Below are 26152 nucleotides of genomic sequence, written 5' to 3'. Positions count from 1 at the left end.
CATGCCCGGCGTCTCCCCGCTCCAGGACACCGTCGGCGTCGTCACGCTCAGCGTGCTCGTCGACGGCGAGCGCCTGCCCGAAAGCGCCGACCTCATGTCGGTGACCGTGCGCCGCGCCGCCAACACCGTGCCCAGCGCCCGGCTCGTCTTCAACGACGGCGACATGCCGGACCGCGAGTTCCCGCTCAGCGACGCGGCCCACTTCAAGCCCGGCGCCGCGCTCACCGTGCAGGCCGGCTACGGCCAGCAGGAGGAGACGATCTTCGAAGGCGTGGTCGTGCGCCACGGCCTGCGGGTCGAGGGCGACAACGACGCGCGCCTGGTCGTCGACTGCCGCGACAAGGCGGTGAAGATGACGGTGGGCCGGCGCAATGTGAACTACATCGACCAGCTCGACAGCGACATCATGAGCACGCTGGCCGGCGCGCACGGCCTGTCCGCGGACGTCGAGGCGACCACGATCACGCATCCCGAGCTGGTGCAGCACTTCTGCAGCGACTGGGACTTCCTGCTGACGCGGGCCGACGCCAACGGCATGCTGGTCCTCGTCAACGACGGCGCGCTGGCCGTCGCCGCGCCCAAGGCCGGCGGCGAGCCGGCGCTGTCGGTCACCTACGGCGTGGACCTGATCTCGTTCGAGGGCGACGTCGACGCGCGGCACCAGTACGGCAGCGCGATGGCGGTGTCCTGGGATCCCAAGGCGCAGGCCGCGCTGGAAGGCACCGCCGCCGATCCCGCCACGCTGCCGGTGCAGGGCGACCTCGACACCAGCACGCTGTCGGAGGTCATCGGCCTGGCGAGCTTCCGGCTGCAGGCCGGCGCGCCGCAGTCGCGCGACATGCTGACGCAGTGGGCCAAGGCGCAGCAGCTCAAGTCGGGCCTGGCGCGCCTGCGCGGCCACCTGAGCTTCCAGGGCAGCGCCAAGGCCAAGGTCGGCGGGCTCATCGACCTGCAGGGCGTGGGCAAGCGCTTCAGCGGCACGGTCTTCATCACCGGGCTGCGCCACCACATCGAGGACGGCGCCTGGACGACCGAGGCGGACTTCGGCCTCGATCCCGACTGGTTCAGCGCGCGGCCCGACGTGCCGGCGCTGCCGGCGGCCGGCCTGCTGCCGCCGGTGCCGGGCCTGCAGGTCGGCGTGGTGATGAAGCTCGACGCCGACCCGGCCGGCGAGCAGCGCATCCAGGTCAAGGTCCCCGTGCTGCAGGCCGAGACCGAAGGCGTCTGGGCACGGCTGCTGCAGTCGCACGCCAGCAGCGGCTTCGGCGCGTTCTTCCTGCCGGAGGTCGGCGACGAGGTCGTGCTGGGCTACTTCGCCGGCGACCCCTCGCACCCGGTCGTCCTGGGCAGCCTCTACAGCAGCAGCCGCACGCCGCCCTATGCGCTGGCCGCGCCCAACGACACCAAGGCCTTCGTCACGCGCTGCAGGCACAAGCTCGAGTTCGACGAGAAGGACAAGGTCATCACCGTCACCACGCCGGGCAACAACCGCATCGTGCTGAGCGACAAGGACAAGTCCATCCTGCTCGCGGACCAGAACGGCAACACGGTCGAGCTCGGTCCCTCCGGCATCGCGCTGGACAGCCCCAAGGACATCACCGTCACCGCCAAGGGCCAGATCAAGCTGGACGCCGTCGGCGCGGTGTCGATCACGTCCAAGGCCGACGTGAAGACCGCCGGCATGAACGTGAACAACGAGGCGCAGATCGCTTTCTCCGCCAAGGGCAACGCCTCCGCGGAACTCTCGGCCTCGGGTCAGACCGTGGTCAAGGGCGCGATGGTCATGATCAATTGAGGAAGGACACGCCATGCCGCCCGCCGCCCGACTCACCGACCTGCATGTCTGCCCCATGGTCACGCCCGGCCTGCCGCCGATCCCGCACGTGGGCGGCCCGGTCATCGGGCCCGGCGTGCCGACGGTGCTCATCGGCTCGCTGCCCGCCGCCGTGCTGGGCGACAACGCGACCTGCGTCGGTCCGCCGGACGCGATCGTGATGGGCTCCACCACGGTGCTGATCGGCAACAAGCCGGCGGCGCGCGTCGGCGACCCCACCGCGCACGGCGGCAACATCGCGATCGGCCTGCCGACCGTGCTGATCGGCGGATGACGCCGCCGCCCGGACTTCCCTCCGACTCCTCCACGGACCCGCTCACGGACACCTCCACATGGACGGCGAACACGACTTCCTCGGCACCGGCTGGGCCTTCCCGCCGGCCTTCGACCGGCGCACGCGCGGCGGCGTGATGGTGTCCGGCGTGACCGACGTCGAGGAGAGCCTGCGCATCCTGCTGACCACCGCGCCGGGCGAGCGCGTGATGCACCCGACCTACGGCTGCGGCCTGCGGCGCATGGTCTTCGAGACGATGAACGACAGCACGCTGACGGAGATCCGCAGCCTCATCCAGCAGGCCATCCTGTTCTTCGAGGCGCGCATCGCGCTCAACGCGATCGACATCGACACCTCCGGGCTGTACGACGGGGTGCTGCGCATCCAGCTCGACTACACGCTGCGCAGCAGCAACAGCCGCTACAACTTCGTGTTCCCGCTCTACCTGCGCGAAGGCGAGGTGCTGGGGACCGAGGACCCGGGGCGCGACGCGCCAGGGAGGATCGCCGCATGAGCACCGGCACCGAACAGCGCGAGCGCTTCCCGATGGCCCTGGCGCCGGGCTACTTCCGCCCGGACGACCTGGACTTCGAGCAGCGCGTGGAGATGACGGCGCAGCTGGCGCGCCATCTGCGCTTCATCGACCTGGACGACCACGACGCGGGCGACTGGAGCTCGCTCTTCGCCACCGATCCGACGCTGGTGATGGCGCGCATCGCCGCGGTCGATCCGTGGCCGCTGCAGCAGCGCTTCGGACGCGAGGTGGACTCGGCGCCGCTGCCGCAGCTGGCGCGCCAGGTGTTGACGCTGGCGGGCTGGCTGGACCTGTGGTGGCGCGCGCTGGCCGGCATCCACGACACCGCGCCGCGCGTGCTGCGCGAGCGCATCCACCTGCTGGTCGACCAGCAGCTGGCGGCCGACCTGCGCTGGGTCGAGCGGCGCTTCCTCCAGGGCGAGGACAGGCAGGACGCGCCGGCCGCGCCGCGCCCGCCGGGACCGGTGGAGCGCGAGCTCTCGCGCATGTGGCACCGCCAGATCAGCGAAGAGCCGGCCGTCGATCCGGACGCGGAGCGCGAGGACCGCGAGCGGCTGCGCGAACGCTTCTTCGCCTTCCTCAGCGCGGTGGACGACGTGCGCCGGCTGGCGCGCGAGCTGCTGCCCGACAGCATCGCCACGGCCAACCACGAGCCCGCGGCGGCGCTGCTGGTCGCCTTCCTGAAGGTCTGCGAGACGGCGCAGCGCGAGGTCAACCGCTTCCCCGCCCGGCACACCGCGTTCTACTACCGCGACTGCCTGGGCTTCGACCTCGCGCCGTCGCGCGCCGACACCGTCTACCTGGCCTGCCAGCGCGACCTGCGCGCGCCCGGCGACGTGCACGTGCCGGCGGGCACCGCCTTCGACGCGGGCAAGGACGCGGCGGGCCGGCCGGTGCGTTTCGTCAGCGAGGGTCCCTTGACCGTCACCGATGCGCGCGTGGAGACGCTGCGCACGCTGCGGCTGGAACGGGACCGGCTGATCGCGCCCGAGCGCGACCTCAACTACGTCACCCGCGCCAAGGTCGCGCAGCCGGTGGCGGACGGCCGCACCGTCTGGCCGCTGTTCGGCGCGGCCGGCGGCGCGGGGGCCGAGGATGCGCGCATCGGCCTGGCCATTGCGTCGCCGCTGCTCCTGTTGCGCGAAGGCGAGCGCGAGATCCGCGTGATCCTGCGTCAGACCTCGTCCGGCGCCGCGCCGGACCTGCGCGGGCTGCGCGACGCGGTGCTGCGCGCCAAGACCGCGGACGCCTTCCGCGATGCCTTCGGGGATCTGGTGCCGCAATGGCTGCTGGCCGGCGGCGACGCAAGACCTGGCACCACCGCGGAGGCCAACCAGGACCTGCGCGACACCGACTGGATCTCGATGCGCAACGCCGCGCACCGCCTGCTCGGCGAAGGCCTGCCCGCGATGTTCGACGGTTCCGGCGCGCCCAACCGCGCGCTGATCTTCGACCGGCTGCTGCAGGGCGCGTTCCGCCTGAGCCTGAGCACGGCGGCCGGCTGGTGGACCGTCGAGAGCCGCCTCGACCGCGCCGCCGGCGCCGGCCTGTCGCTGCTGATCCGGCTGCGCGCGGACGCGCCGGCCATCACCGGCTGCGATCCCGCCGTGCACGGCGCGGAATGGCCGACGCGGCTGCCGGTGCTGCAACTGGAGGTCGCGACGCAGGGGCGGCTCTATCCGTACTCGCTGCTCGCGCGGCTGCCGTTGGCGGAGGTCGACCTGCGCGTGTGCGTGCGCGGCGTGCGCGAGGTGCGGCTGGCCAACAACCTCGGCCCGCTCGATCCGACCAAGGCCTTCGCGCCCTTCGGTCCGCTGCCGGGCCTGTCCTCCTACCTGGTCGTGGGCTCGCCCGAGGCGGCGCGCAAGACGCTGGACCGGCTCTCGCTGGACATCGAATGGGGCGGCCTGCCGCTCGAGCCCGGCGGCTTCGACACGCATTACGCCGGCTACGGCGGCAGCGCCGGCAAGGAACTGCGCCAGGGCCAGTTCAGCACCGAGATCGCCTGGCTGCGCGACAGCCAATGGCAGGCCTGCGCGAACCGCTCGGCCCAGCAGCCGCTGTTCGCCGGCGCCAACCCGGCCGGCGAGCTGATCGCGACGCAGCACATCGAGATCGATCCCGGCTCGGTGCGCAAGCTCAGCCGCGCCACCGACGAGGACTGGTCCACGATGCCGATGCCGCGCAACGGCCTGTGCCGGCTGCAGCTCAGCGGCCCGCGCGCGGCCTTCGGCCATGCGGCCTATCCGGTCGAGCTGGCCGCGACGGTGGCCGCCAACGCGCGCACCAAGCGCCCGAGCCCGCTGCCGAATCCGCCGTACACGCCGGTGATCGAGCGGATCTCGCTGAACTACGAGGCCGCCAGCGTCATCGCGCTCGACCGCGACGACGATCCGCCCGAGGGCGTCGACGGCGAGCGGCTGTTCCACCTCCACCCCTTCGGCCTGCAGACGCTGTATTCGGCGATGTCGGGCGGCGGTCACGACCTGCTGCCGCGCCTGGGCGTCGACGGCAACCTCTACATCGGCCTGTCCTCCTGCGATCCCGGCGGCGTGCTGACGCTGCTGTTCCAGCTGCGCGAGTCGTCGGCGCGCAGCCTGCTCAACGGGTCGCGGCCGCGCGCCGTGCAATGGGCCACGCTGGCCAACGACGAGTGGCGGACGCTGGCCCCATCGCGCGTACTCGGCGACACGACGCACGGCTGCCTGACCTCCGGCATCGTGACGCTGGACCTGCCGCGCGACATGAGCACCGACCACACCGTGATGCCGGCCGGGCTGTACTGGCTGCGGCTGTCGGCGGCCGCGGAGTTCGATTCCTTCGCCGGTCTCGTGTCCGTGCGCACGCAGGGCGTGCGATTGCGGCGGCAAATGCCGGGCGATGCGGGAATGACGGGCGCTGCGCCGCCGCGCACCGGCAGCGCGCCGCCCGCCCCGCCGGTGCCGCTGGTGGACGGCGCCATCGTGCGGCCGTCGGCGACGCTGCCGGGGCTGGCCTCGGTGACGCAGGTCGGACGCTCCTTCAGTCTGCAGCGCGAGGAGGACGAACGCGCCATGATCACGCGCGCCGGCGAGCGGTTGCAGCACAAGGGCCGCGCGTCGCTGGGCTGGGACGTCGAGCGGCTGCTGCTGTCGCGCTTTCCCGATGTGATGAAGGCGCGCTGCCTGCCCGCGCAGGACGGCAGCGGCGGCGTGACGGCGGTGGTGATCCCGACGCTGCCGCGCAACCTGCCCGCGCTGGCCTGCGCGGCGCCGCGCTTCAACGCGGTCGAGCTGGCCCGCATGACCGCCGCGTTGACGGAGATCGGCTCGCCCTTCGCGCGCTTCCAGGTGCGCAATCCCGCCTACGACCGGCTGCAGTTGCGCGCGACGCTCGGCCTGACGCGCGGCGCGCACGAAGGCGCGACGCTGCGCCGCGTCAACGAGGCCATCGTCCACTACCTGTCGCCGTGGTTCGACGACGGCTACGGCGCGCGTTTCGACTGGCTGGTGCGCAGCGAGGACCTCGAGGCCCGGCTGCGCGCGCTGGAGGGCGTGAGCTTCGTGACGCAGCTGTCGCTGATCACCGTGGCCTGCGACGATCGCGACGTCTACACGCTGTCCGACACCGCCCGCGGGCCGCTGGACGTCCCGCCGCCGGGTCGGCGCGGCAACGACGGACAGAACGGCCATGGCGGCCGTGCCAGCGCGCCGCCGACCACCGGCGCGGCCCATGCGCGCGCGCGGCTGCCGTGGAGCATCGCACTGCCGATGCCGCAGCACATCCTCACCGCGGTCGACCGCTTTCCGGAGACGGTGTCGCCGCGCGCCACCGGCGTGGACCGGCTGGCGGTCGGCAGCACCTTCATCATCGGCGGACCGGAGCGGCAGGACGCCGGGCCCGCCGTCGTGATCGGCAGGGGCGCGCCATGACGACCCGCAACCGCGACACGCTCAAGCAGTTCTTCCAGGAGGGTCGGCTGCCCACCAGCGACCACTTCGGCGACCTGATCGACTCGATGCTCAACATGAGCGACGAGGGCTTCCGCAAGACGCCGGAGAACGGCTTCGAGGTCTCCACGCCGGTCAGCCACGACGCGCTGATCAGCTTCTACCGCGAGCAGAGCGGCCGCGAGGCGATCTGGTCGATGGCCTACGGCGGCGACCGCGACCAGCTGCTGTTCCACCACGGCGACGCGCGCGCCGCCGGCACGCGGGACCCGGTGCTGGCGCTGGACACCGAGGGCCGCGTCGGCATCGGCACGGCGAAGCCGCGACAGGCGCTGGAGGTGGCGGGCGTGGTCGCGTCGTCGGGCCGGCTCGGCGACCTGCGCCGCGAGGACGAGGCCGGCCAGCCGCTCAAGGCCGACGGCGAGTGGCACGACCTGACCGGCGCGCTGAGCGGCTGCCAGGCCTTCGAGGTGATGGCCGGCGTCGGGCAGAAGGACGGCGGGCGCTTCGCGATGCTGCATGCGATCGCGATGAACACCTACAACCCGCTGCCGGGCTGGCTGGAGTTCCTCTCGCCGCGCAAGCGCATCCGCAGCCAGCATGCCTGGTACGGCCGCCGCTGCGACCGCATCCAGTTGCGCTGGGCGGGCGGCCACGGCCGGCGCGCGAGCTACCGGCTGCAGATCCGCACGCAGTGCGACTACGGCGAGGGCAAGGTGATCCAGGCCTCCGTGTCGCAGCTGTGGTTCGACCCCGAGATGACGGGAGGATCAACATGAGCGCGGGCGGCGCGAAGTCGCACGCCTCGGCGTTCCCGTCCGATCTGCCGGGGCCGTCCGCGCCTCCGGTCATGCCGACGACGCCGGTCAAGCTGACGCCGACGACCGACGAGGAGCGCGACGTCGGCTTCGACGGGCTGCGCGCGCGCGGCATCGCCCTGCTGCAGCAGCTCAGCGGCGGCGTGTGGACCGACCACAACCTGCACGACCCCGGCATCACGATGCTGGAGCAGCTGTGCTTCGGCCTCACCGATGTCGTCTACCGCGCCGGCTTCCCGGTGGCGGATCATCTGACCGGACCCGACGGCACCATCGACTACGAAGCCCTGTCGCTGCATCCGCCGGCGGAGGTCTTCCCTTGCCGGCCGACCACGCCGGCGGACTACCGGCGTCACCTGCTCGACGCGGCGCCCGGGCTCGACGACGCCACGCTGCTGGCCGAGCCGGGCACCGGCCTGTACCGCCTGCAGCTGCAGCTGACGCGCGACACGGGCGCTGCCACGAACGGCTGGGGGAACGGGTCGGCCAGCAACGCCACGTCCGGATCGCCGGGCCGTGCCGTCCTGTCGGACGAAGTCGCCGCCGAGCGCATCGCCGCGGCGCGCGCGGCCTACTTCGAGCGCCGCAACCTCGGCGAGGACCTGCATCCCGACATCGTCCGCATGCGCGACGTGCCCTGCGACCTGCATGCCGACATCGACATCGCCGGCCCGCGCGACGGCGTCGACATCCTGGCCGAGGTCTACGACCGCTGCGCGCGGCACATCGCGCGCGCGGCGGTCTCGCGCACGCTGGACGAGCTGCTGCGCGAAGGCCAGTCGCTGGAGCGCATCTACACCGGGCCCGAGCTGCGCAACGGTTTCATCGAGGACGCGCCGGCACCGGAGGCGGGCTACGCGGTCGACTGGCTGTTCCTCTCGGACCTGACGACGGTGGTGCTGTCGGTGCCGGGCGTCGTCGACGCGCGCGTGGTCGCCCTGCGCGCCGAGGGCCGTGAGACGAACGCCGGCTCGGTCGAATGGCGCGGCCGGGACTGGGCGCTGTCGCTGCGCCTGCCCGACCGCGACGTGCCGCCGACGATCAGCGTGCGCCGGCGCGGCAACGTGGTGCCGGTGGCCTGGAACGACCTGCGCCGGCGGCTGGAGGACCTGCGCTCGGCCGGCCGCTCCCATCAGGCGCGCGGACGCACCGAGCAGGCCGCGCGCGCCGCCGAACTGCTGCCGCGCGGCGTGCACCGCCGGCTCGACACCTACGTCTCGGTGCAGGACCACCTGCCCGCGATCTACGGCCTGGGGCGCTACGGCGTGCCGTCCACCGCGCCGCCGCAGCGGCAGGCGCGCGCCCGGCAGCTCAAGGCCTACCTGGTGATGCAGGAGCAGGCCATCGCGCAAGGCCTGGCCCAGCTGCAGCATCTGCGCGAGCTCTTCTCCGTCACGCCCGGCGCGCGTCAGGGCCTGTGGACGCAGATGATCGGCGCCGACGCCGTGCCGGGGCTGGAGCAGCTCTACAAGGAAGCGCCGCAGGCCGTGGCCGAGGCGGTGTACCGCCCGTTCGACCGCTCGGCGCGGCGCAAGAACCGCGCGCTCGACCACCTGCTGGCGCTGCACGGCGAGACCTACACGCAGAACTCGATGCGGCAGTTCCTCGGCCACCTCAGCCCCGAGGAGTCCGAGACGCTGCTGCTGGAGAACAAGGCCACCTGGCTGCGCGACATCGTGCAGCTGACGCGCGACCGCGCGGGCGGCTTCGATCCCACCCGGCCGTCGTGGGACGTGCCGGACAACTGCGGCGGGCTGCAGCGCCGCGCGAGCCTGCTGCTGGGCTTCAAGCAGTGGCACGACCGACCGCTGACGCGCGCGCTGCGCGAGCAGCGCTTCACCCTCGTCGCCAGGCCGGGCGCCGGACATCAGCCCTGGCTGCTCGACGGCCAGGACGACGCCGTGCGGCTGGCGCCGTCCGCGGGCCACGCCGTGCAGCCGTCCGACCGCGCGCAGGTGCGCGAGGACCTGCAACGCATGCCCTGGCTGCGCTTGCGGATTCCGGCGGGGCTGCTGCGCGCCGGTCAGCACAGCGCGCGTTACCGGCTGATGCCGGCCGCGGGCCGCGGCGAAGCGCGCCGCCTCATCCTCGGGCCCGATGAGAACCAGCAATGGTGGCTGCTCGGCGAGTTCCCCGACGCCGCCGCCGCGCGCCGCGGTGCCGCCAGCCTGCGGCTGTTCCTGCGTCATCTGGACCAGGAGAGCGAAGGCATGCACGTCGTCGAGCACGTGCTGCTGCGGCCGCTGCGCCAGGATGCGCTTTCGCATGCGCGCCTGGGGCTGTCGAAGGACTTCCATCAACTGCGCGTGACGGTGGTGCTGCCGGGGTGGACGCATCGCACGTCGCAACCGGCCTTTCGCCACTTCGCGGAAGAGACGCTGCGCATCAGCTGCCCCGCCCACCTGACGCTGCGCTGCGTGTGGCTGGACGCCGAGCCGATGCAGCGATTCGAGGACACCTATGCGGCCTGGCTGGAGGCGCGACTCGCGTGGGCCGGCGCCCCCGACGACGAGCGCGCGCGGACGCTGGCGGACGAGACCGCGTGCCGCGTGATCGAGCGCCTGGGGATCGACGACGCAGCGATGACCGGCAACGGCGACGGCGCCGGCAGCGGACCACGCGGAGAGGACGACGGCCACGGGCCGATCGTGCAAGGCCATGCGTGACGCCGACCGCGCCTTGCCGCATCTGGTCGAACGCATGACGGTCGACGCGGACTTCGGCACCGGACTGGGGCTCGGCCAGGGCGTCGGCCAGGCCCTCGGCATGACGCCGGGCGAGACGGAGGCGCGCCTGGTCGCGTGCGTGCAGGGGCCGTTGCTGCGCGTGATCGACGAGGTCTTCGACGAATGCTGTCCGGCCGAGGAGCACTGGCGGCTGGACGAGCTGGAGATCGACCTCGGCGAGCTGCCCGCCGCCGAGTGGGAGACCGAAGCGCCGCGCCTGCTGCGCGAGCGCCTGCGCCGCGTGCTGCAGGAACTGCGCGGCCCCGGCGCGACCAGCGCATCCGGCCGCGCGACCGGCCTGCGCGTGAGCACACGGCCGCAGGCGCGACGCGACGCGTTGCTGCATTTCCTGCGTCATGGCCGGCTGCCCTGGCAGGGACGCGGGGACGATCCGATCAGCCTCGCCCGCGACGCGCTGCGCGAGGACGCGGGCGCGCTCGTCGCCGCATTGCGCGCCACGCCGGACCGCGCGGCGCTGCTACAGCGGCTGGCCGCGCAATTCGACGAGGACCTGCTGGGCGCGCTGGTCCACGCCTTCATGCCCGGCGAGCCGGCGGCGGCGGCGCGACTGCTCGACATCGTCGCGCAGGCCCGCCGCAACGGCCGCTCGCCGCGCACGCAGGCGGCGCTGTGGGAATCGGTGCTGGGCCAGGCGATGGACCACGCGGTGGCGCCACGGCCCGCCGCGTTGATGCTGCTGCGCGCGCAGTTGCTCGCGGCGCTGGATGCGGGCGCGGCGTTCTCGAGCGGCAGCGATCCGCTGCACGGCGTCGCGCACGCGTGGGCACCGCTGCTGCGCGAAGACCGCGACTGGCTGCGCGCCACCTTGCAGCGCGTCGGTGAGACGGCGATCGTGCGCGAACGCCTGGTGCAGGCCTTGCCCGAACGGTTGCTGCCGCGCCTGCTCAGCCTGTGGATGGCCGAGCCCGCGGCGGAGGCCGTCGCCGCGTGGATCGCCGCCGTCGCGGCCGGCCAGGTGTCGGCCGACATGGCAGGCGACATGGCAGGCGATAGATTCAGCGACGTTGCGGCGGGGATGTCGGGGTCACATGCGACGGGCCGGTCTCCTTCATCGAAGCACCCTGCTCCATCGACCACCGACGGCGCGACGATCGAAGCACGTCGACGTCGACTCTGGCAGGCGACGCTCGGCCACGCGGTGCGTCATCCGTCGTCGAGCTTCGATCCGGCCCGCTATGAGGCCGAGGTCCGCGAAGACCTGGAGCGCCATGCCCCGCCCGGATCGGAGCCGCCCGCGCGCTGGTTCGACCGCGCGGTGCGCGCCGCCACGGCCGTGCTGTCGGCCGCGCTGTCCGTGTTGCGCCTGCCGTGGCGCAAGTCCTCCGCCGCGTCACGCGCGACGCGGGGACAGGGAGACTCCGATGCGTCGAGGACGCCCGGCTCGTCGATCGACGTCGACGCTCATGCCGGCGCTGATGCCGATGCCCACGCGTCAAGCGCGCAGATCGCCGTCGGCAACGCGGGGCTCGTGCTGGTGTCGCCCTACCTGCCGCGGCTGTTCTCGATGCTCGGCCTCGCCGACGACCGCGCCTTCATCGGACCGGAGGCCGCCGCGCGCGCCGTGCTGCTGCTGCAGGCGCTGGCGACCGGCCATGCCGCGGCGCCCGAGCCGGAGCTCGTGCTCAACAAGCTGCTGTGCGGCGTGCCGCTGGACACGACGGTGCCGCGCCTGATCGAGCTCTCCGACGCCGAGCGCGAAGCGATCGACGGCCTGCTCGGCGCCGTGATCCAGCACTGGCGGATCCTGGGCACCACGTCGATCGACGGCCTGCGCGGCAGCTTCCTGCGCCGCGCCGGCCAGCTGGAGCGCGGCGACGACGCGTGGCAGCTGTCGGTCGAGCCCGGCCCCTTCGACATGCTGATCGATCAACTGCCCTGGGGCTACGCGACCTTGCGGCACCCGTGGATGGAAAGGGTGATTCATGTGGACTGGCGCTGACCCGTCGCCGCGCGCGACGAACAACGCGCGCGCACTGGAGGCCGAGCTGCACTGGCTGGACCGCGTGCTGCAGCTGCGCCTGGCCGGGCACTTCGGGCAGGAAGAGGTGGTCGCGCCGCCGAGGTCGGCATCGCCGCGGTTCCCGGATCGCGGCGAACTGCCCCCGCCGCCCGCCTTGCCGCCGCCGGCGGTCGAGCCGGACGACGACCTCACGCGGCTGATCCGCGAAGGCGAACTCGGCCCGGCGGAGCGGCTGGTGCTCGCGCTCGCGCTCGCGCCGCACCTGCGGCCACAGCTGATGGACCTGCTCTTCGTCAGCAACCGCAACCTGGATCGCGGCTTCTGCGAGTTCGGCGGCTGGAAGGGTCGGCACCACGGCGGCTTCCTGCCGACGGTGGAGACGGCGGCCTTCCTGATCGCGGGCGACGACCTGGCGCGCCGCTTCGCGCTGCGGCAGATGCTCGACGAGACGGCGCCGCTGCGCCGGCTCGGCATGGTGCGGCTCGCGCATGAGGCGCCGGGCGAGCCCTGGTACGGCTCCGCGCTGCTGGCCGGCGCGGACACGCTGGACCTGCTGTGCACCGGCGAGGCCCGCAAGCCCGACTACAGCACGCAGTTCCCCGCCAAGCTGATCGAGACCAAGCTCGGCTGGAACGACCTCGTGCTCGATCCCGACGTGATGGACGAGGTCGAGGCGATCATCACCTGGGCCCGCCACGGCGACACGCTGATGCGGGACTGGCAGCTCGACAAGGCGCTCAAGCCGGGATACCGCTGCCTGTTCTTCGGCCCGCCCGGCACGGGCAAGACGCTGACCGCCACGCTGATCGGCGACAAGGTCGGCGCGGACGTCTACCGCATCGACCTGTCGATGGTGGTCTCCAAGTACATCGGCGAGACGGAGAAGAACCTCGCCCAGGTCTTCGACCAGGCGCAGCACCGGCGCTGGATCCTGTTCTTCGACGAGGCGGACGCGCTCTTCGGCAAGCGGACCGCGACCTCCAGCAGCAACGACCGGCACGCCAACCAGGAGGTGTCCTACCTGCTGCAACGCGTCGAGGACTTCCCCGGCACGGTGATCCTGGCGAGCAACCTCAAGGGCAACATCGACGACGCGTTCGCGCGGCGCTTCCAGTCGGCGGTGTATTTCCCCATGCCGGACGCCGAGCAGCGCCTGCGGCTGTGGGAAGGCATGGTGCGGCACACGGGGCGGCTGGACGTGGACGTGGACCTCGCGGAATTCGCCGAGCGGCATGAGCTGGCCGGCGGCGCGATCGCCAACGTGGTGCGCTTCGGCGCGATCAACGCGATGCAGGCGGGACGCGACCGCATCCTGGCCGCCGACCTGCGCCGCGGCATCGCCAAGGAACTGCGCAAGGAAGGACGCACGGTGTAGGCGCCATGGGAACACGCTCCTTCTTCCAATCGATGCGTCGGCGGTGGTCCGTCGACGAATGGGCCGATGACGCGCCCGACACCGGGCGCGTGTCGTCGCCTTGCCGTCACTGCGCCCGCGTGCGCTGGTTCGTCGGCGGCACGCTGCTCGCGGCGGCGCTGCTGGTGCTGCACGCGAGCGCGCAGTCGCCGGCGGCAGCGCCGGCGTCCTCGGCGTCCTCGGCGTCCGACACGACGACCTACGTCGCGACGCCGCGTCCGTTGCCTCCTCGGCCCGAGCAGCCGATCGCCTCGGCTCCCCTGCCTGCTTCAGCCGCTTCGGCCGCGGCCTCTGCCGCGGGTCGCGATCCGATGTGGCTGGTCTACCAGACGATTCCACTGCCGTCCGGCCGGCTCGACCGTCCGTACAAGGCGCGTGATCTCGTGCGCGGCGGCAGGCCGCCCTACCGCATCGCCATCGACGGCGCGTTGCCGCCGGGCATGTTCGTCGAGGAGGACGGCGCGCTCGCCGGCACGCCGACGAAGACCGGCACGTTCCGTTTCCTGCTCACCGCGACCGACGCCTCGCGGACGAGGAACCTCGAGCAGGCGCTGTACGAGATCCGCGTCGTCGATCCCAAGCCCGCGCCGGTCGCACGGCCGGCCGCGGCGCCGGCATCGGTCCCGGCGCGCGCGCCCGCGACGGCACGGGCTCGCCCGCCCAACCCGCTGACGTCGATCACCGAGGACCAGACCAACCGCGTCGTGCCGGCGGATCCGCCGATGCCGATGACCTACGTGCTCACCGAGGCGAAACTGGCCGAGATCTTCAAGAACGCGGAGGCCTCGGCGGGCGAGTCGCTGATGACGGCGGCCGCCGCGGGCGAAGCCGCGGCTGAGGGCGAGCCGGCGGGCCCGAAGGCGCTCGCGGTGAAGCCGCCGGTGATGGGGCCCACGCTCGACCAGTTGCGCGAGATGCTGATGCCCTTGAAGGACGTGGAACACCCGACGCGCGCGGTGTTCCAGGACTCGCTGCGGGCGCGGCAGTGCGAGTATTTCCTGCGCCACGTCAACGAACTCACGCGCGAGCTCGACAAGGACCAGATCCAGCGCTGCCCGCGCAAGGAGGATCTGGCGGAACGCGACCGCGAGCCGCCGCCGCCGCGGCCGTCACCGGGGAGCGGGCGCGCGCCGGAACAGGACAACGCGATCGACGGCCGCATCGCCGCCGCGGAGCTGGAGCGCAAGCAGCAGCTGGAGAAGGAGAAACAGCAGCAGAAGCAAGAGGAGAAGGCGGCGAAGCCCGGCCACGTGCCGACGTTGCCGCCGGGACGGCTGGCGGTGGACACCTTCCTCGACATGCTGATGCCGGCGACCTTGCGCGAGGAGATCACCGACGCGGCCGGCGTCGAGCATCCGATGACGGGCGTCAAGCCGCTGAACCTCGTCCCGGAGGACTGCGGCTGCAGCCTGCAGGCCATCGAGACCGACGTGTACGCCTTCCTGCCCTTCTGGATGCAGGGCGCGAGCGATGCGGCCATCCCGGTGCGCTTCGACAAGTTCACGCGCATGCAGTACATGGGCGCGGTCCTGCGCAACGACGGCAGCTATCAGGCGCCGCCCGGTGTCGAGAGCCCGGGGGGCGGCTTCGCGCGCCGTGTGAACCAGCACGACGTCGGCCTGGACCTGGTGCTGTACCGCCGCGACTTCCACGTGCTGATGCGGCTGGTCAAGCCGGCGCGCGACGACGTGCTGGCCAACAGCGCGGCGGCCATCGGCGCGATGCTGGACATCCGGCACAGCGACCTGCAGGGCCGGTTCGAGGCCCTGCTGCCGCCGGGCTGGCGCGAGGAGGCGCATGTCTACGACGGGATGACGGTGTTCTTCGAGCCGACGGACGCGGAGGCGGAGGACCCGCGCTTCGAGCGCTTCTTCATCGACTACGTGCAGTCGCTGGTGACCCAGATGCAGAAGCGGGCGCCGCGGGCCTTCCAACTGAACCTGGTGATCCCGCAGCACCTGCTCGGCGAGAAGGGGACGGCATTCCGGTTCAGGAACCTGCTGGCCATCATGAAGACGGCGGAGCGCAACCGGGCGGAGGCCTCCCCCGGCGAATACAAGGAGCGCGGCGCGGCGACGGCCTCCTACAAGTCGACGCCCGACTACGTCGGCAAGAGCCCGATCACGGTGCGCATCCTGACGCCGCTGGGCATGGGGTCGGACGTGAACAAGATGCAGCTTCGCAACCGCACCGACTTCACCGACGAGCTCAGCGGGCCGGACCGCATGGCGCTGCTCGTCAGCGTGATGCCGGTGCTGGTGTACCCGGGCGGCAAGCCCGTCGACTTCGCGGGGGCCGAGAGCATGGACCGCGACCTGGTCTACATCGGCTGGTCCTTCGGCGGCGTGGCGTTCTGGCCGCTGCCGGTGTCCAGCATCGGCGCCGGCAAGACCGTGGTGGAGCTGCTGGACACGCGCTTCTGGTCCTTCCTCGACCAGGACACCCGCTTCTGCAAGATCGTCTGCCCGATGCGCATGCCGCTGCGGCTGGGACTCGAGGCGCTGCTGGTGATCGTGGGCACGACGCTGCTGCTCTACGGGTGGAACTGCCGCGTGCGGCGGATGGGTCACGTGATCCTGATGGTGCTGTGGGCAGGGGCGCTGGTGACGCTCGCGGTGGCCAGCGCGATCTTCTCCTGCGACCCGTCGCTGAATCAGCTGAGGACGGGGAACACCTTGCTGGTGGTGATCATCCTGGTGCTGATCGTGGGCGGGTTGATCGTCACGTTCAAGCCTCGGGTGGAAGCTCCCTGAACGCCCGGAAGACTCACGCAAGACACGCACCAGCACGCACAAACCACGCGCAAAGACACGCGCAGATCGCTCACGAGAGGAGCCTCCGATGAAGGACTCGACCAACGACAACGGCGCGTTCGAGCATGCGCCAGCGGCCTCGCCGGCGCAGCGGCGAGCGCTGGAGGGCGGCGACCTGTCCGCGATGCTGGACGGATCGCCGCGGCAGCTGGCGCAGCGCCGGCGCATCGATGCGGCGTTCGGGCCGGTCGCGCAGCGCGAGACCGGGCTGGAGGAGGACGAGCTGGGCACGGCGCAGGCCATGGTCGCGCAGCGCGAGACCGGCAGGCTCGATGACGAGGAGCTCGGCACGGCGCAGGCCAAGGCCGCGCCGGTGCAGCGCCAGGAGAACCGGACGGGGATGCCCGATGGATTGAAGTCCGGCATCGAGTCGCTCTCCGGCACGGACCTGTCGGACGTGCGGGTGCATCGCAACTCGTCGCAGCCGGCGCAGCTGAATGCGCTCGCCTACGCGCAGGGGAACGACATCCACCTCGGCCCGGGTCAGGAGCAGCACCTCCCGCATGAAGCGTGGCACGTGGTGCAGCAGCGCGAGGGGCGCGTGCAGCCGACGATGCAGATGCAGGGTGTCGACATCAACGATGACACCGGGCTGGAGGCGGAGGCGGATCGGATGGGGGACAAGGCGATGAGCATCGGGCGGGAGGGGTGAACGGACCGCCGCGCTTTAGCGGCGGCCAGGCATTTACCCGCGCGCCGCCGGCGAGAACACCCGGAGGCGATGACCATCGGGATCGGTCGCCGTAAAGGTGTAGCCGAAGTCCATCGCGGTCGGCGTCTGCAGGATGGGCATGCCGGAGGTCTTCCAGGCCTCGAAGCGCGCATCGACCGCGGCCGCATCCTGGACCGCGAAGGCAAGTTCGCTGCCGCCCGCCGGCGTGGCGGCGGGTGCGACGCCCGCCGAGGCCCACAGGCCCAGCATCACGCCCGAGTCCAGCGCGAACATCGCGAAGGTGGGCGAGTTCTCGACGGGGGGCTTGCCGAGCAGGCGCGTGTAGAACGCGCTGCTCTCGGCCGGGCTGGCGACGTACAGGAGGATGAAGTTGGGGTGACTCATGACAGGTTCCTGGTTGGGTTGACGCAGCGGATGCTAGGAACCGGGTCTGTCAATTTCCGTCAGCAGCAGCGATGCCCTCGCGTTCCCGCCAGGCCTTCAGCAAGGCGGCCTTGCGCTGGGGATAGCGCTCCTCGATCAGCACGGGGGCGGTCACGCGATCGGTGCGGAAGCTGCGGATCTCCTCGCGCAGTTCGCACCAGGCCACGAGCACCTGGACGCGATCGAAATAGCCCAGCGCGAAAGGCCAGACGGTGCGCTCGCTGTCCTTGCCCTTGAGGTCGCGATAGTGGATGCGCAGCTTGTGCTCGTGGCGGATCGCCCGGCGCATCAGCGACAGGACGTCTCGGTCGACGTCCGGTGGATCCGAGGGGCCCGGAAGCAGCGACGTGTTGTCCAGTTCATGGCGCATGGCCGGCGGCAGCACGGCCGCGATCTTGGCCAGTGCGTCACGCGCCGCGATGCTCAATCGCGCGTCGCTGCGACCGGCGACCCAGCGCGAGCCGAGCACAAGCGCCTCGACCTCGTCGACAGAGAACATCAGCGGCGGCAGCACGAAACCTTCGCGCAGCACATACCCCAGGCCAGGCGCGCCGTCGATGCGCGCGCCTTGCGATTGCAGCGTCGCGATGTCGCGGTAGAGCGTGCGCAGGCTGATGTCCAGCGCGGTCGCCAACGCCTCGCCAGTGATGGGGTGACGGTGGCGGCGCAAGGTCTGGATCAGGTCGAGCAGGCGGGCGGAACGGGACAAACCAATCCTCCATGAGAGCAGGCCCGAGAATAGGTCGTTTCGCGACGGCTCCGCCCCGCCTCACCGCCACCGCGAAACCGCGCTTCAATCGCTTCGAGCTCGAACGTCCGACGATCGAAAGGAGATCCAGGTGACGACAGTCGGTGATTCAGGTCAGCAAGTTTGGATCATGCATTCGTCCAGTGGACGAAATCGTGTCTCATGCCCGGCAAATGCTGGCCCCGAGTCGTCGGGGACGACTTACCCCACGCCGTCTCTGTCACAGGTCGGTGAATCCGCATCGAAAGTCGCAGCGAAGCCATCTCCCACGAAGGACGGGAAATGATATTTCTTGCGGGATTCCTGATCTTGGAGTTTGCATGTCGGTTGGCATATCAGCTTCCGATAGCCGCGGCACTGGCGACTGTCCTCAGTTCCTTATTCATGATTGTCTGTTTTCGCTGGGGCGGGTGGACGTCACCTCGGGCGGCCTGGCGATGGCTCCGCGCGCGTCCCTTGATTCGCCTTCTATTGATATTGGGAACAGGGGGCGGAATCGCCCTATTCCTATACAACGGCCTTGAAGCACCTCAAATAATTGCCGAAACAATCTCCGGATACTTCTTTTTCCACGCCTTTGGCGCTGTTGGCGAATCTATCCGGGAGCGGCTGCGCGGTACCGGCCGGTAACCGACGCCGCCGTGCCGACTACGCGAGGTGCATCGCCGCCACGATCAACAGCCCGACTTTGACGAGCACGCCCGCCCCGACGGCCCACTTCGTCCACTTGCTCTTCAGCAAGACCTGCCACCGCGCGTTCATGCCTGGCTCCGATCGAAGATCTCGTCCCTCCATCCGACGCATTCCTTCGTCAGGCCGTGCGCTGACCGGCTGACGCCCGCCGCCCGTCCTTCGAGGCGCCACCGCTCCGTGGTATCGCTACCACGTGCTGCACGAGATGACTCGTTCTTGTCATTTCACTTAATGCGAATCAATCTCACCTGCGTTAAAGTCCCGGCCGAAAGTCACCTCCTCCCCTCTTCCGGACTACTCGATGAAGCAGCAATTCCTGATGACCGCGTGCGCCCTGGCGGCGTCCCTCGCGATCGGCGACCTGGCCTACGCCCAGGACGCCACGCTCGACAAGATCGTCGTGACCGGCAAGCGCGCGAACCGCGTCTCCAAGGGTGCGACCGGCCTGCCCATGGACGTGAAGGACACGCCGCAGACGATCAGCTCGATCGACCAGGAAGACATGGCCAACTTCGGCCTGACCGGCAGCAACGAGGCGCTGGCCCTGGCCACCGGCATCAACGTCGAGCAGTACGAGACCAACCGCGCGACCTTCAACGCCCGCGGCTTCGAGATCCAGTTGACCCAGGTCGACGGCCTGGGCATGACCAACTCCTGGGGCACGGTCGTCGGCAGGGAGGACACCTTCCTGTTCGAGCGCATCGAGCTGATCCGCGGCGCCAACGGCCTGCTGACCGGCGTGGGCAACTCGTCGGGCACGATCAACTACATCCGCAAGCGCCCGAAGAACGAGGACAGCGGCGAGTTCAACGTCTCCTTCGGCTCCTACGGCAAGAAGCGCGCGGCCCTCGACTACAACAAGGTGCTGACCGAGGACGGCTCGTGGGCCGGACGCTTCGTCGTCGCGACCGAGGACAAGGACTCCTACCTGCGCGACCTCAAGGACAAGCGCACCTCGGTCTACGGCGTCGTGGACGGCCAGATCGGCACGAACGGCGTGCTGACCGTGGGCATCACCGCGGTGGACGCGAAGCAGGACTCGCCGATGTGGGGCTCGCTGACGCTGCTGCGCTCGGACGGCACGCAGGCCGACTTCCCGGTGGGCTCGTCGACCTCGCAGAAGTGGACCTACTGGAACACCAAGTCCTACAACGCCTTCGCCGAGTACACCCACCAGTTGAGCAAGAACTGGGAAGCCAAGGTCACCTACAACTACCGGCACGGCAACGAGGCGACGCGCCTGCTGTACGCCTATTCCAACAGCGGCGTGCTGAACCCGGACAACACCGGTCTGGTCGGATGGCCGTACCGCAGCCTGGGCAGCTCGGACAACAACGTGCTGGACGCCAACGTCAACGGCAAGTTCAACCTGTTCGGCCGTGAGCACACGGTGCTGGTGGGCCTGAGCCGGTCGCACCAGGAGACCAAGACCGACACCTACGCCGTGCTGGACCACATGCTGGATCCGCTGCCGGCCTTCCCGTACGACGGCGACGCCTACACGCAGCCGCAATGGGGTCCGCGCGCCGCCGGCGAAGGCGGCGAGCAGACGCTGACGCGCCTGTACGCGGCGTCGCGCATCGCGGTGACCGACTCGCTCAAGGCCATCGTCGGGGTCAACGCGGTCAAGCTGGAACGTGCAGGCTCGACGGTCTACGGCAATCCGGCCACGGGCACGGACTATCCGGACACGAAGAAGACCAGCCCCTACTTCGGCGTGACCTACGACATCACGTCCGACGTGCTGGCCTACGCGTCGTACTCCAACATCTTCCAGAACCAGGACCAGTACGACATCAACGGCACCTACCTCGCGCCGATGAAGGGCGTGAACGGCGAAGTGGGCGTGAAGGCCGAGTGGCTGAACAAGGCGCTGCTGACCACCGCCGCCGTCTTCACGTCGAAGCAGGAAGGCCTGGCGACCTACGGCGGAATGACCTCGGGCGGCCAGTACTGGTACGTGCCGAAGGACGTCAAGTCCAAGGGCTGGGAAGTCGAGGCCACCGGCCGCATCGGCAAGGACACGAAGCTGACCGCGGGCTACACCCGCCTGATGCTGACCGGCCCGGACGGCAACGACATCTACGAATGGGTGCCGCGCCACACCTTGAACTTCCGCGTCGACACCCGCGTGCCGATGCTGCCGGCGCTGCGCGTCGGCCTGGGCGGCCGCTGGCAGTCGGAGGTCAGCAAGATCGGCAGCGCCAAGCAAGGCGCCTATGTCGTGGCCAACGCGTTCGCGTCCTACGAGCTGTCCAAGTCGGCCACGCTGCGCGCCAACGTCAACAACCTGTTCGACAAGAAGTACATCGGCGGCCTGGCCTACGGCGCCATCTACGGCGCGCCGCGCAACTACGGCGTGTCGCTGGACTACAAGCTCTGACAAGCGCCGATCGAGGCGCGGTCAACGCGCGGTCAACGCACGTTCAACGCGCTTCGAGAGCGCCCTGACGCTCCTGCACTTCAAGACCCGGGCTGAGTCCCGGGTCTTTTTTCGCCTGCCTCAGGGCCGCGGCAGGCCGCAGGCGCTCAGGAAGCGTTCGAGCGCCTCGAGGTTCGACGACGACACGATCGCGGCGATGTAGCCGTCAGGACGCACCAGCGCGCAGTCGCCGGGCTGCAACGCATAGGCGTCGCGGAAGTCGCCGTGCTCGTCCACGTAGTCGCCGCCTTCGCCCGCCTCGCCGATCGCGTGAATACGAAGACCAGCTCGCGCGGGCAGGCCCCTGCGCGAGTTCAATGAAGTCCGCGACCTGCGGTACGCCAGCAGCGTCCAGTGCGGTCCCTGGAACAGCTCGAACAGCCGCGTCCCCTGCCCCGCCGCGCCACGCAGGCGCGCATCGGGCGCGCGTTCGCCGGCCAGCGGGCCGCGCTCGCGGGCCGGCACTTCCAGCGCGAGCGAGGACTCCGGATATCCGATGTCGAGTTGATGCACCTCGCGACCGCGGCGGTTGTCGCCGCGCTTGGCCGCGTCGAGCAGCCGGGTCGAGAGCTTGAGCATGCCCTCGGCCACGGGCCTGCGCTCCTCCTCATACGTTTCCAGCAGCGCCTGCGGCGCGCCGTGCAGCACGGCGCCCAGTTTCCAGCCGAGGTTGTAGGCATCCTGCACGCTGGTGTTGAGGCCCTGACCGCCCGTCGGCGGATGGATGTGCGCCGCGTCGCCGACGAGGAACACCCGCCCCACGCGATAGCGATCGGCCAGGCGCGCGTTCATGTTGTACGCGGAGGCCCAGGACACGGCCTCGATGCGAATGTCGTCGCGGCCCGAACGATCCTTCACCATCGCGTTGAGCCCGTCGACGCCGAGGTCGACCTCGCCCTCCAGCGGGACCGGCGCCTGCAGCTGGAACAAGGCCGTCCCCGCCAGCGGACAGAGCGCGAGCTGCCGCGCCATCGATCCGTCGTTGAACTGATGCCAGGCGTCGCGCGACAGTCCGGTCAGGGTGACGTCCGCCACCACCGCGCGCACGCCCAGCGTCTTGCCGGGGAAATCGATGCCCAACTGCTTGCGCACGTCACTGCGGCCGCCATCGGCGCCGACGAGGTAGCGCGCACGAATCCGCTCATCGCGGAGATCCGCCCCGCCCACGGTCCCGTCGGCCTCGTCGGCCTCGTGGGTCCCGACCGCCACGCGTGCGGTGACACCCTCTTCATCCTGCTCGAAGTCCACCAGCGCGCAGCCGTAGCGTGGCGCGTGGCCGAGTTCCGCCAGCCGCTCGCGCATCACCGCCTCGGTCAGGAACTGCGGCACCATGAGCGGCATCTGATGCGGCTCGGACGAGGTCGGCGGCGAGGTCTCGAAGCTCGTTTCGGTGAAACTGCCGTCCGCCGCATGGTGGCGCTGCGGCGGATACGGCGCGCCGGTCGCCACCAGCCGGTCGAGCAGGCCGAGGTCCTCCAGGACCTCCTGCGTGCGTGGCTGGATGCCTTTGCCGCGCGAGCCGTGGAATGGCCGGGCGGCCTGCTCGATCAGTTGAAAATCGACACCCCGACGGGCCAGGTCGATGGCGAGCGTCAAGCCCGCCGCGCCGGCGCCGACGATGAGGACCTGGGTGGTAGCAGGCAAGGCGCCCGGGAGGAAGGATTCGTTCATGTCGCTCCAATTGAGTGTAGTTTGCACATAACTGAAGGGATGGTATGCCGGCTCGAAAAAATGTGCAAGATGCACATATGTCGACCCAACTGAAGGCCTTGCACGGCGCGCTGATCCGCATCGCGAGCGTGATGAACCGCCCGCGCAACGACGAGCGCCTGATCGAGGAAGCGGGCGTGCTGCTGGACCGGGCGCTGTTCCCCTTGCTCGTGGGCATCGAGCGTTTCGGGCCGATCGGCGTGGTGGACCTGTCTGATCGCGTGGGACGCGACTACACGACGGTGAGCCGCCAAGTGGCGAAGCTGGAGTCCTTGAACCTGGTCAGCCGCCAGAAGAGCGTTCAGGACAGCCGCGTCCGCGAGGCCGTCGTCACCGCCGAGGGTCAGGCGATGACCGATCGCATCGACGATGCGCGCCAGCGCATGGGCCGTCAGATCTTCGGCGAGTGGAGCAAGGAAGAGCTCGACGACCTGGTGCGCCTGATGACGAAGTTCGTCGACGCGCTGGAAGGCGCGACCGACGCGCCCTGATCCCGCCACCGCCCGCCGACGACAACGCCCGCAGGACTCGCGTCGTGCGGGCGTTGCCATTCAGGCCGTCGCGGCGCCTTCGCTCACGGCGGACCGCCTCCCGGCGGCCTCACCCGTGAACGACGTGTCGACTTCCGCTCAGGGAAAGTTCGTCACCGTCGGCGTGAACGAGGCATTGCAGCCGGTCTGCGCGCCGGTGTTGTTGATCACGTGCACGATGCCGCCGTTGTTGCCCAGGCAGACCGAGATCATGTTGTGGAAGCGCACGTTGCCGTTGACCGGCGCCTCGATCGCGCGATCCAGCAGGATGCCGCCATTGGTGAACACGCTGTAGACGCCCAGTCCCCAGGCCTCGTGGCTGGTGACGCTGTCCGCCACCTTGTACGAGGCCCAGCCGCGGCCGGTCGGGCTGTTCCAGCCGGCCTGGCTCTGCGGGTCGTACGGGATCTCCGATTGATAGAAGTACACGCGGCCGCCGTTGCCGTTCCAGACCACCTGGTGCTTCTGGAAGTGCTCGACGAACAGCCCGTACATGGTCACGTCGTTGCCGTTGACCCAGAGGCCGTTCTCCGACGGGTTCTGCGTCCAGCCCACGCCCGCGCCGTGGTCGGCGCGCCAGACCCAGGTGTGGTCGACGATGGTGTTGTTCGCGTTGACGCTCAGCGCGATGCGGACCCTGCCCGCCGCCGCGCCGCCGACGCGGAAGAACAGGTCATGCAGCACCGTCGGGTTGGCCGCGTGGTTGGCGGCCGCGCCGTTCGGGCCGACCTCGAGCAGCACGCCCGATTCCACCGCGCCCGCGTCGAAGAACAGGCCCGAGATCGTCAGCCCGTCCACGTCCGCCGTCTGCATCAGCGGCTGGCCGTTGTCCGAGCGCAGCGTCGGGAAGCCGATGCCCAGCACCACCGTGTCCGGGTTGTTGACCCGCAACGGCTGCGTCAGCACGTAGGTGCCAGGTGTGAACAGCAGGTGCTTGCCGGCCGCCAGCTGCGTGTTGATCGCGGCCGCCGTGTCGCCCGGCTTGGCGATGTGGAACTGCCCGATCGGGATCGTGCGTCCCGGCGTCGCGCCGCCGTTATTCCAGGAGATGCCGCTGCTGTTCTGGCGCAGCGCGGGCACGCGCACCGCGTAGCTGCCGTCGGTGTCGATGAACAGGAAGGGCTTCTCGCGGATCACCGGCGTCTGCGCGATCTTGGTATAGCGCTGGCCCGCGGTCGGGAAGCTGCCCGCCGGCGCGTTGGGCACGCCGACGAAGACCATGTTCCAGTTGGAGCCCGTCCAACTGCCCCACTGGCTGTTGCGCGAGATCCATTGCTGTTGGCTGGCGGAGTTCACCTGCCCGTCCACCAGCACGTCGGAGAACCAGCCGCCGCTGGACCAGCCGCTGTTCTGGTTGAGCTTGATGTTGCCGCGCACGTGCATGCGCCGGAACGGGATCGCCTGCGACACCGCCCACTGCATCGTGTTGTTGCCGATGCCCAGGCTGGGCGTGACCGAGAAGTTCTCGGCGCCGCGCCAGAAGTTCTGCGTCGCGTTGTCGCCGCCCAGGAAGGCATTGGAGCGCAGGTCGCCGTTGACGTGGACCAGGTCCGGATGGCTGCCCAGGCCCAGCACCTGCGTGTAGAAGCCCACCGGGATGCGCAGGTTGTTGTAGGTGCCCGGCGTCAGCAGGATGGCGTCGCGGCGCGGGCCGAAATGATTCGGCTGCTGCGCGTTGTAGATGCCGTCGATCACGCCCTGCAGGTTGGGCGTGGTCGGGCTGACGATGTGCACGCTGGACCCGAAGTCCGGCGGCGTTCCGGTGGTGGGCGGCGTCGGAGGCGTCGTCGGCTGGTCCGCGATGACGAACTGCTCCCAGGCCTGCACCGCGTTGCGGTTGGCCACGAGCACGCCGCCAAGGTTCAGGTCGGCGCTGACGTACAGCCCGCTGGCCACCGAGCGCAGCGCCACCGTGCCGTTGGCCTGCGGCACGACGACGAATTGCTCCCACGCATCGGCGGTGCGCCGGTTGGCGATCAGGCGGCCGGTGTTGGGCGCGGCCAGGCCGATGTCGGCGGAGACGAAGTTGCCGCTGATGCGCGCCCGGAACGACACCGTGCCGTTGCCGTTGTTGACGACGTCGAACTGCTCCCAGCTGTTGGCGGCGCCGGCGGTCGCCGTGAGGTACGAGGAGCCGGTCGCCGTCGCGCTGACGAAGTTGTTGTTGGCCGCCGCGCGCAGCGTGGCCGCGTCGGCGTCCTCCGCCGACAGCGTCAGCGCGGCGATCCAGCCCGCCGCCAGCAGCGCGTGCAGGGGCCACGCCCGTCCTTGATTCCATGCCATGACGAATCTCCTTCCTGAAAGTGGCGCGAGTCTAGAAAGAAGAAATACCAATCCAATACTTCGACCGTGTCCGGCTGTTTCCGATCAGCGGTCGCAAATACCCCCTCTCCCCCGCAATGACGGGGCCGGTCCGCACAAATGTTTTCAAACCTGTCAATTCTTCGCCCGAAAGAGGTAGGAAGATTCGCCACACGGTTTCCAGCTCGCTTCGCCGTTCGTCGGATCGCCTTCACTCCCTTACACATCAAGGACTTTCGCCGCTCGTCGGCGTGAATGCACCGCTCGGGTGCCGTCGTCCCATATTCCAGCCACAGGAAAATCGGGAGTGCCGACGGCGACGTGATGT

The 26152-nt window shown here is 70.3% G+C and carries 16 protein-coding genes; 12 read left to right on the top strand and 4 right to left on the bottom strand.

All coding sequences use genetic code 11. The features are described from left to right. Window position 1 precedes the first annotated feature (1 nt). From vgrG to AC07PR_RS10540, 10 genes are all read left to right on the top strand, one after another. On the top strand, window positions 2-1795 hold the full coding sequence (gene vgrG / locus AC07PR_RS10585; protein WP_495135254.1) for a type VI secretion system tip protein VgrG: 1794 nt from the start codon (window positions 2-4) through the stop codon (window positions 1793-1795). 13 nt (window positions 1796-1808) lie between these two features. Continuing rightward, on the top strand, window positions 1809-2108 hold the full coding sequence (locus AC07PR_RS10580) for a PAAR domain-containing protein (protein ID WP_377154458.1): 300 nt from the start codon (window positions 1809-1811) through the stop codon (window positions 2106-2108). Window positions 2109-2166: 58 nt separating this feature from the next. Beyond that, entirely contained in the window at window positions 2167-2622 is a 456-nt protein-coding gene (locus AC07PR_RS10575) for a GPW/gp25 family protein (RefSeq protein WP_377154456.1), read from the top strand. Continuing rightward, complete coding sequence (locus tag AC07PR_RS10570; protein WP_495135253.1) at window positions 2619-6554, top strand: baseplate J/gp47 family protein; 3936 nt, start codon at window positions 2619-2621, stop codon at window positions 6552-6554. The genes AC07PR_RS10575 and AC07PR_RS10570 overlap by 4 nt, the downstream gene beginning before the upstream one ends. Then, window positions 6551-7351 carry a hypothetical protein gene (locus tag AC07PR_RS10565; RefSeq protein WP_377154448.1) on the top strand — a complete coding sequence of 267 codons (801 nt, stop codon included), beginning with the start codon at window positions 6551-6553 and terminating at the stop codon, window positions 7349-7351. Before AC07PR_RS10570 ends, AC07PR_RS10565 begins: the two co-directional genes overlap by 4 nt. Further along, window positions 7348-10056, top strand: coding sequence for a baseplate wedge protein (locus AC07PR_RS10560; protein WP_495135252.1), 2709 nt, complete (start codon window positions 7348-7350; stop codon window positions 10054-10056). Before AC07PR_RS10565 ends, AC07PR_RS10560 begins: the two co-directional genes overlap by 4 nt. Beyond that, on the top strand, window positions 10049-12076 hold the full coding sequence (locus AC07PR_RS10555) for a contractile injection system tape measure protein (protein WP_495135251.1): 2028 nt from the start codon (window positions 10049-10051) through the stop codon (window positions 12074-12076). Before AC07PR_RS10560 ends, AC07PR_RS10555 begins: the two co-directional genes overlap by 8 nt. Further along, window positions 12060-13472 (top strand): ATP-binding protein, encoded by a 1413-nt coding sequence (locus AC07PR_RS10550; protein ID WP_495135250.1) that lies wholly within the window; start codon window positions 12060-12062, stop codon window positions 13470-13472. Before AC07PR_RS10555 ends, AC07PR_RS10550 begins: the two co-directional genes overlap by 17 nt. Window positions 13473-13477: 5 nt before the next feature. Next, the gene (locus tag AC07PR_RS10545; RefSeq protein ID WP_495135249.1) at window positions 13478-16264 is read left to right on the top strand and encodes an Ig domain-containing protein; all 2787 of its coding nucleotides are present in this window, start codon (window positions 13478-13480) and stop codon (window positions 16262-16264) included. Between the two features lie 88 nt (window positions 16265-16352). Further along, a complete protein-coding gene (locus AC07PR_RS10540; RefSeq protein WP_495135248.1) occupies window positions 16353-16976 on the top strand; it encodes an eCIS core domain-containing protein in 624 nt (207 codons plus the stop codon). A 33-nt stretch (window positions 16977-17009) separates the two neighbouring features. On the opposite strand, the gene AC07PR_RS10535 is transcribed toward AC07PR_RS10540, so the two are convergent. Both AC07PR_RS10535 and AC07PR_RS10530 read right to left on the bottom strand, forming a co-directional pair. Next, a complete protein-coding gene (locus AC07PR_RS10535) occupies window positions 17010-17381 on the bottom strand; it encodes a VOC family protein (RefSeq protein ID WP_495135247.1) in 372 nt (123 codons plus the stop codon). Window positions 17382-17430: 49 nt separating this feature from the next. Beyond that, the gene (locus tag AC07PR_RS10530; protein WP_495135246.1) at window positions 17431-18129 is read right to left on the bottom strand and encodes a helix-turn-helix transcriptional regulator; all 699 of its coding nucleotides are present in this window, start codon (window positions 18127-18129) and stop codon (window positions 17431-17433) included. A gap of 1033 nt (window positions 18130-19162) precedes the next feature. Here AC07PR_RS10530 and AC07PR_RS10525 point away from each other — a divergent pair. After that, window positions 19163-21244 (top strand): TonB-dependent siderophore receptor, encoded by a 2082-nt coding sequence (locus tag AC07PR_RS10525; RefSeq protein WP_495135245.1) that lies wholly within the window; start codon window positions 19163-19165, stop codon window positions 21242-21244. Window positions 21245-21364: 120 nt separating this feature from the next. On the opposite strand, the gene AC07PR_RS10520 is transcribed toward AC07PR_RS10525, so the two are convergent. After that, window positions 21365-22954: an FAD-dependent oxidoreductase gene (locus AC07PR_RS10520; RefSeq protein WP_495135244.1), complete on the bottom strand. Its 1590-nt coding sequence runs from the start codon at window positions 22952-22954 to the stop codon at window positions 21365-21367. A 77-nt stretch (window positions 22955-23031) separates the two neighbouring features. Between AC07PR_RS10520 and AC07PR_RS10515 the strand changes: the two genes are divergently transcribed. Beyond that, complete coding sequence (locus AC07PR_RS10515) at window positions 23032-23484, top strand: MarR family winged helix-turn-helix transcriptional regulator (RefSeq protein ID WP_495135243.1); 453 nt, start codon at window positions 23032-23034, stop codon at window positions 23482-23484. Window positions 23485-23622: 138 nt separating this feature from the next. Here the strand turns inward: AC07PR_RS10515 and AC07PR_RS10510 are convergent, their stop codons facing one another. Next, complete coding sequence (locus AC07PR_RS10510) at window positions 23623-25806, bottom strand: pectate lyase-like domain-containing protein (RefSeq protein ID WP_495135242.1); 2184 nt, start codon at window positions 25804-25806, stop codon at window positions 23623-23625. Window positions 25807-26152 lie beyond the last annotated feature (346 nt).

It is taken from the genome of Roseateles sp. GW821-FHT09H11 (genome assembly GCF_059415845.1).
The sequence above is the reverse complement of the archived record's forward strand: the minus strand, read 5'-3'. Positions and strand labels throughout refer to the sequence as shown.

Bases quoted from the DNA above. Each gene is read 5' to 3' on its own strand.
- vgrG (WP_495135254.1), top strand. From the start codon at position 2: ATGCCCGGCGTCTCCCCGCTCCAGGACACCGTCGGCGTCGTCACGCTC.
- AC07PR_RS10580 (WP_377154458.1), top strand. From the start codon at position 1,809: ATGCCGCCCGCCGCCCGACTCACCGACCTGCATGTCTGCCCCATGGTC.
- AC07PR_RS10575 (WP_377154456.1), top strand. From the start codon at position 2,167: ATGGACGGCGAACACGACTTCCTCGGCACCGGCTGGGCCTTCCCGCCG.
- AC07PR_RS10570 (WP_495135253.1), top strand. From the start codon at position 2,619: ATGAGCACCGGCACCGAACAGCGCGAGCGCTTCCCGATGGCCCTGGCG.
- AC07PR_RS10565 (WP_377154448.1), top strand. From the start codon at position 6,551: ATGACGACCCGCAACCGCGACACGCTCAAGCAGTTCTTCCAGGAGGGT.
- AC07PR_RS10560 (WP_495135252.1), top strand. From the start codon at position 7,348: ATGAGCGCGGGCGGCGCGAAGTCGCACGCCTCGGCGTTCCCGTCCGAT.
- AC07PR_RS10555 (WP_495135251.1), top strand. From the start codon at position 10,049: ATGCGTGACGCCGACCGCGCCTTGCCGCATCTGGTCGAACGCATGACG.
- AC07PR_RS10550 (WP_495135250.1), top strand. From the start codon at position 12,060: ATGTGGACTGGCGCTGACCCGTCGCCGCGCGCGACGAACAACGCGCGC.
- AC07PR_RS10545 (WP_495135249.1), top strand. From the start codon at position 13,478: ATGGGAACACGCTCCTTCTTCCAATCGATGCGTCGGCGGTGGTCCGTC.
- AC07PR_RS10540 (WP_495135248.1), top strand. From the start codon at position 16,353: ATGAAGGACTCGACCAACGACAACGGCGCGTTCGAGCATGCGCCAGCG.
- AC07PR_RS10535 (WP_495135247.1), bottom strand. From the start codon at position 17,381: ATGAGTCACCCCAACTTCATCCTCCTGTACGTCGCCAGCCCGGCCGAG.
- AC07PR_RS10525 (WP_495135245.1), top strand. From the start codon at position 19,163: ATGAAGCAGCAATTCCTGATGACCGCGTGCGCCCTGGCGGCGTCCCTC.
- AC07PR_RS10520 (WP_495135244.1), bottom strand. From the start codon at position 22,954: ATGAACGAATCCTTCCTCCCGGGCGCCTTGCCTGCTACCACCCAGGTC.
- AC07PR_RS10515 (WP_495135243.1), top strand. From the start codon at position 23,032: ATGTCGACCCAACTGAAGGCCTTGCACGGCGCGCTGATCCGCATCGCG.
- AC07PR_RS10510 (WP_495135242.1), bottom strand. From the start codon at position 25,806: ATGGCATGGAATCAAGGACGGGCGTGGCCCCTGCACGCGCTGCTGGCG.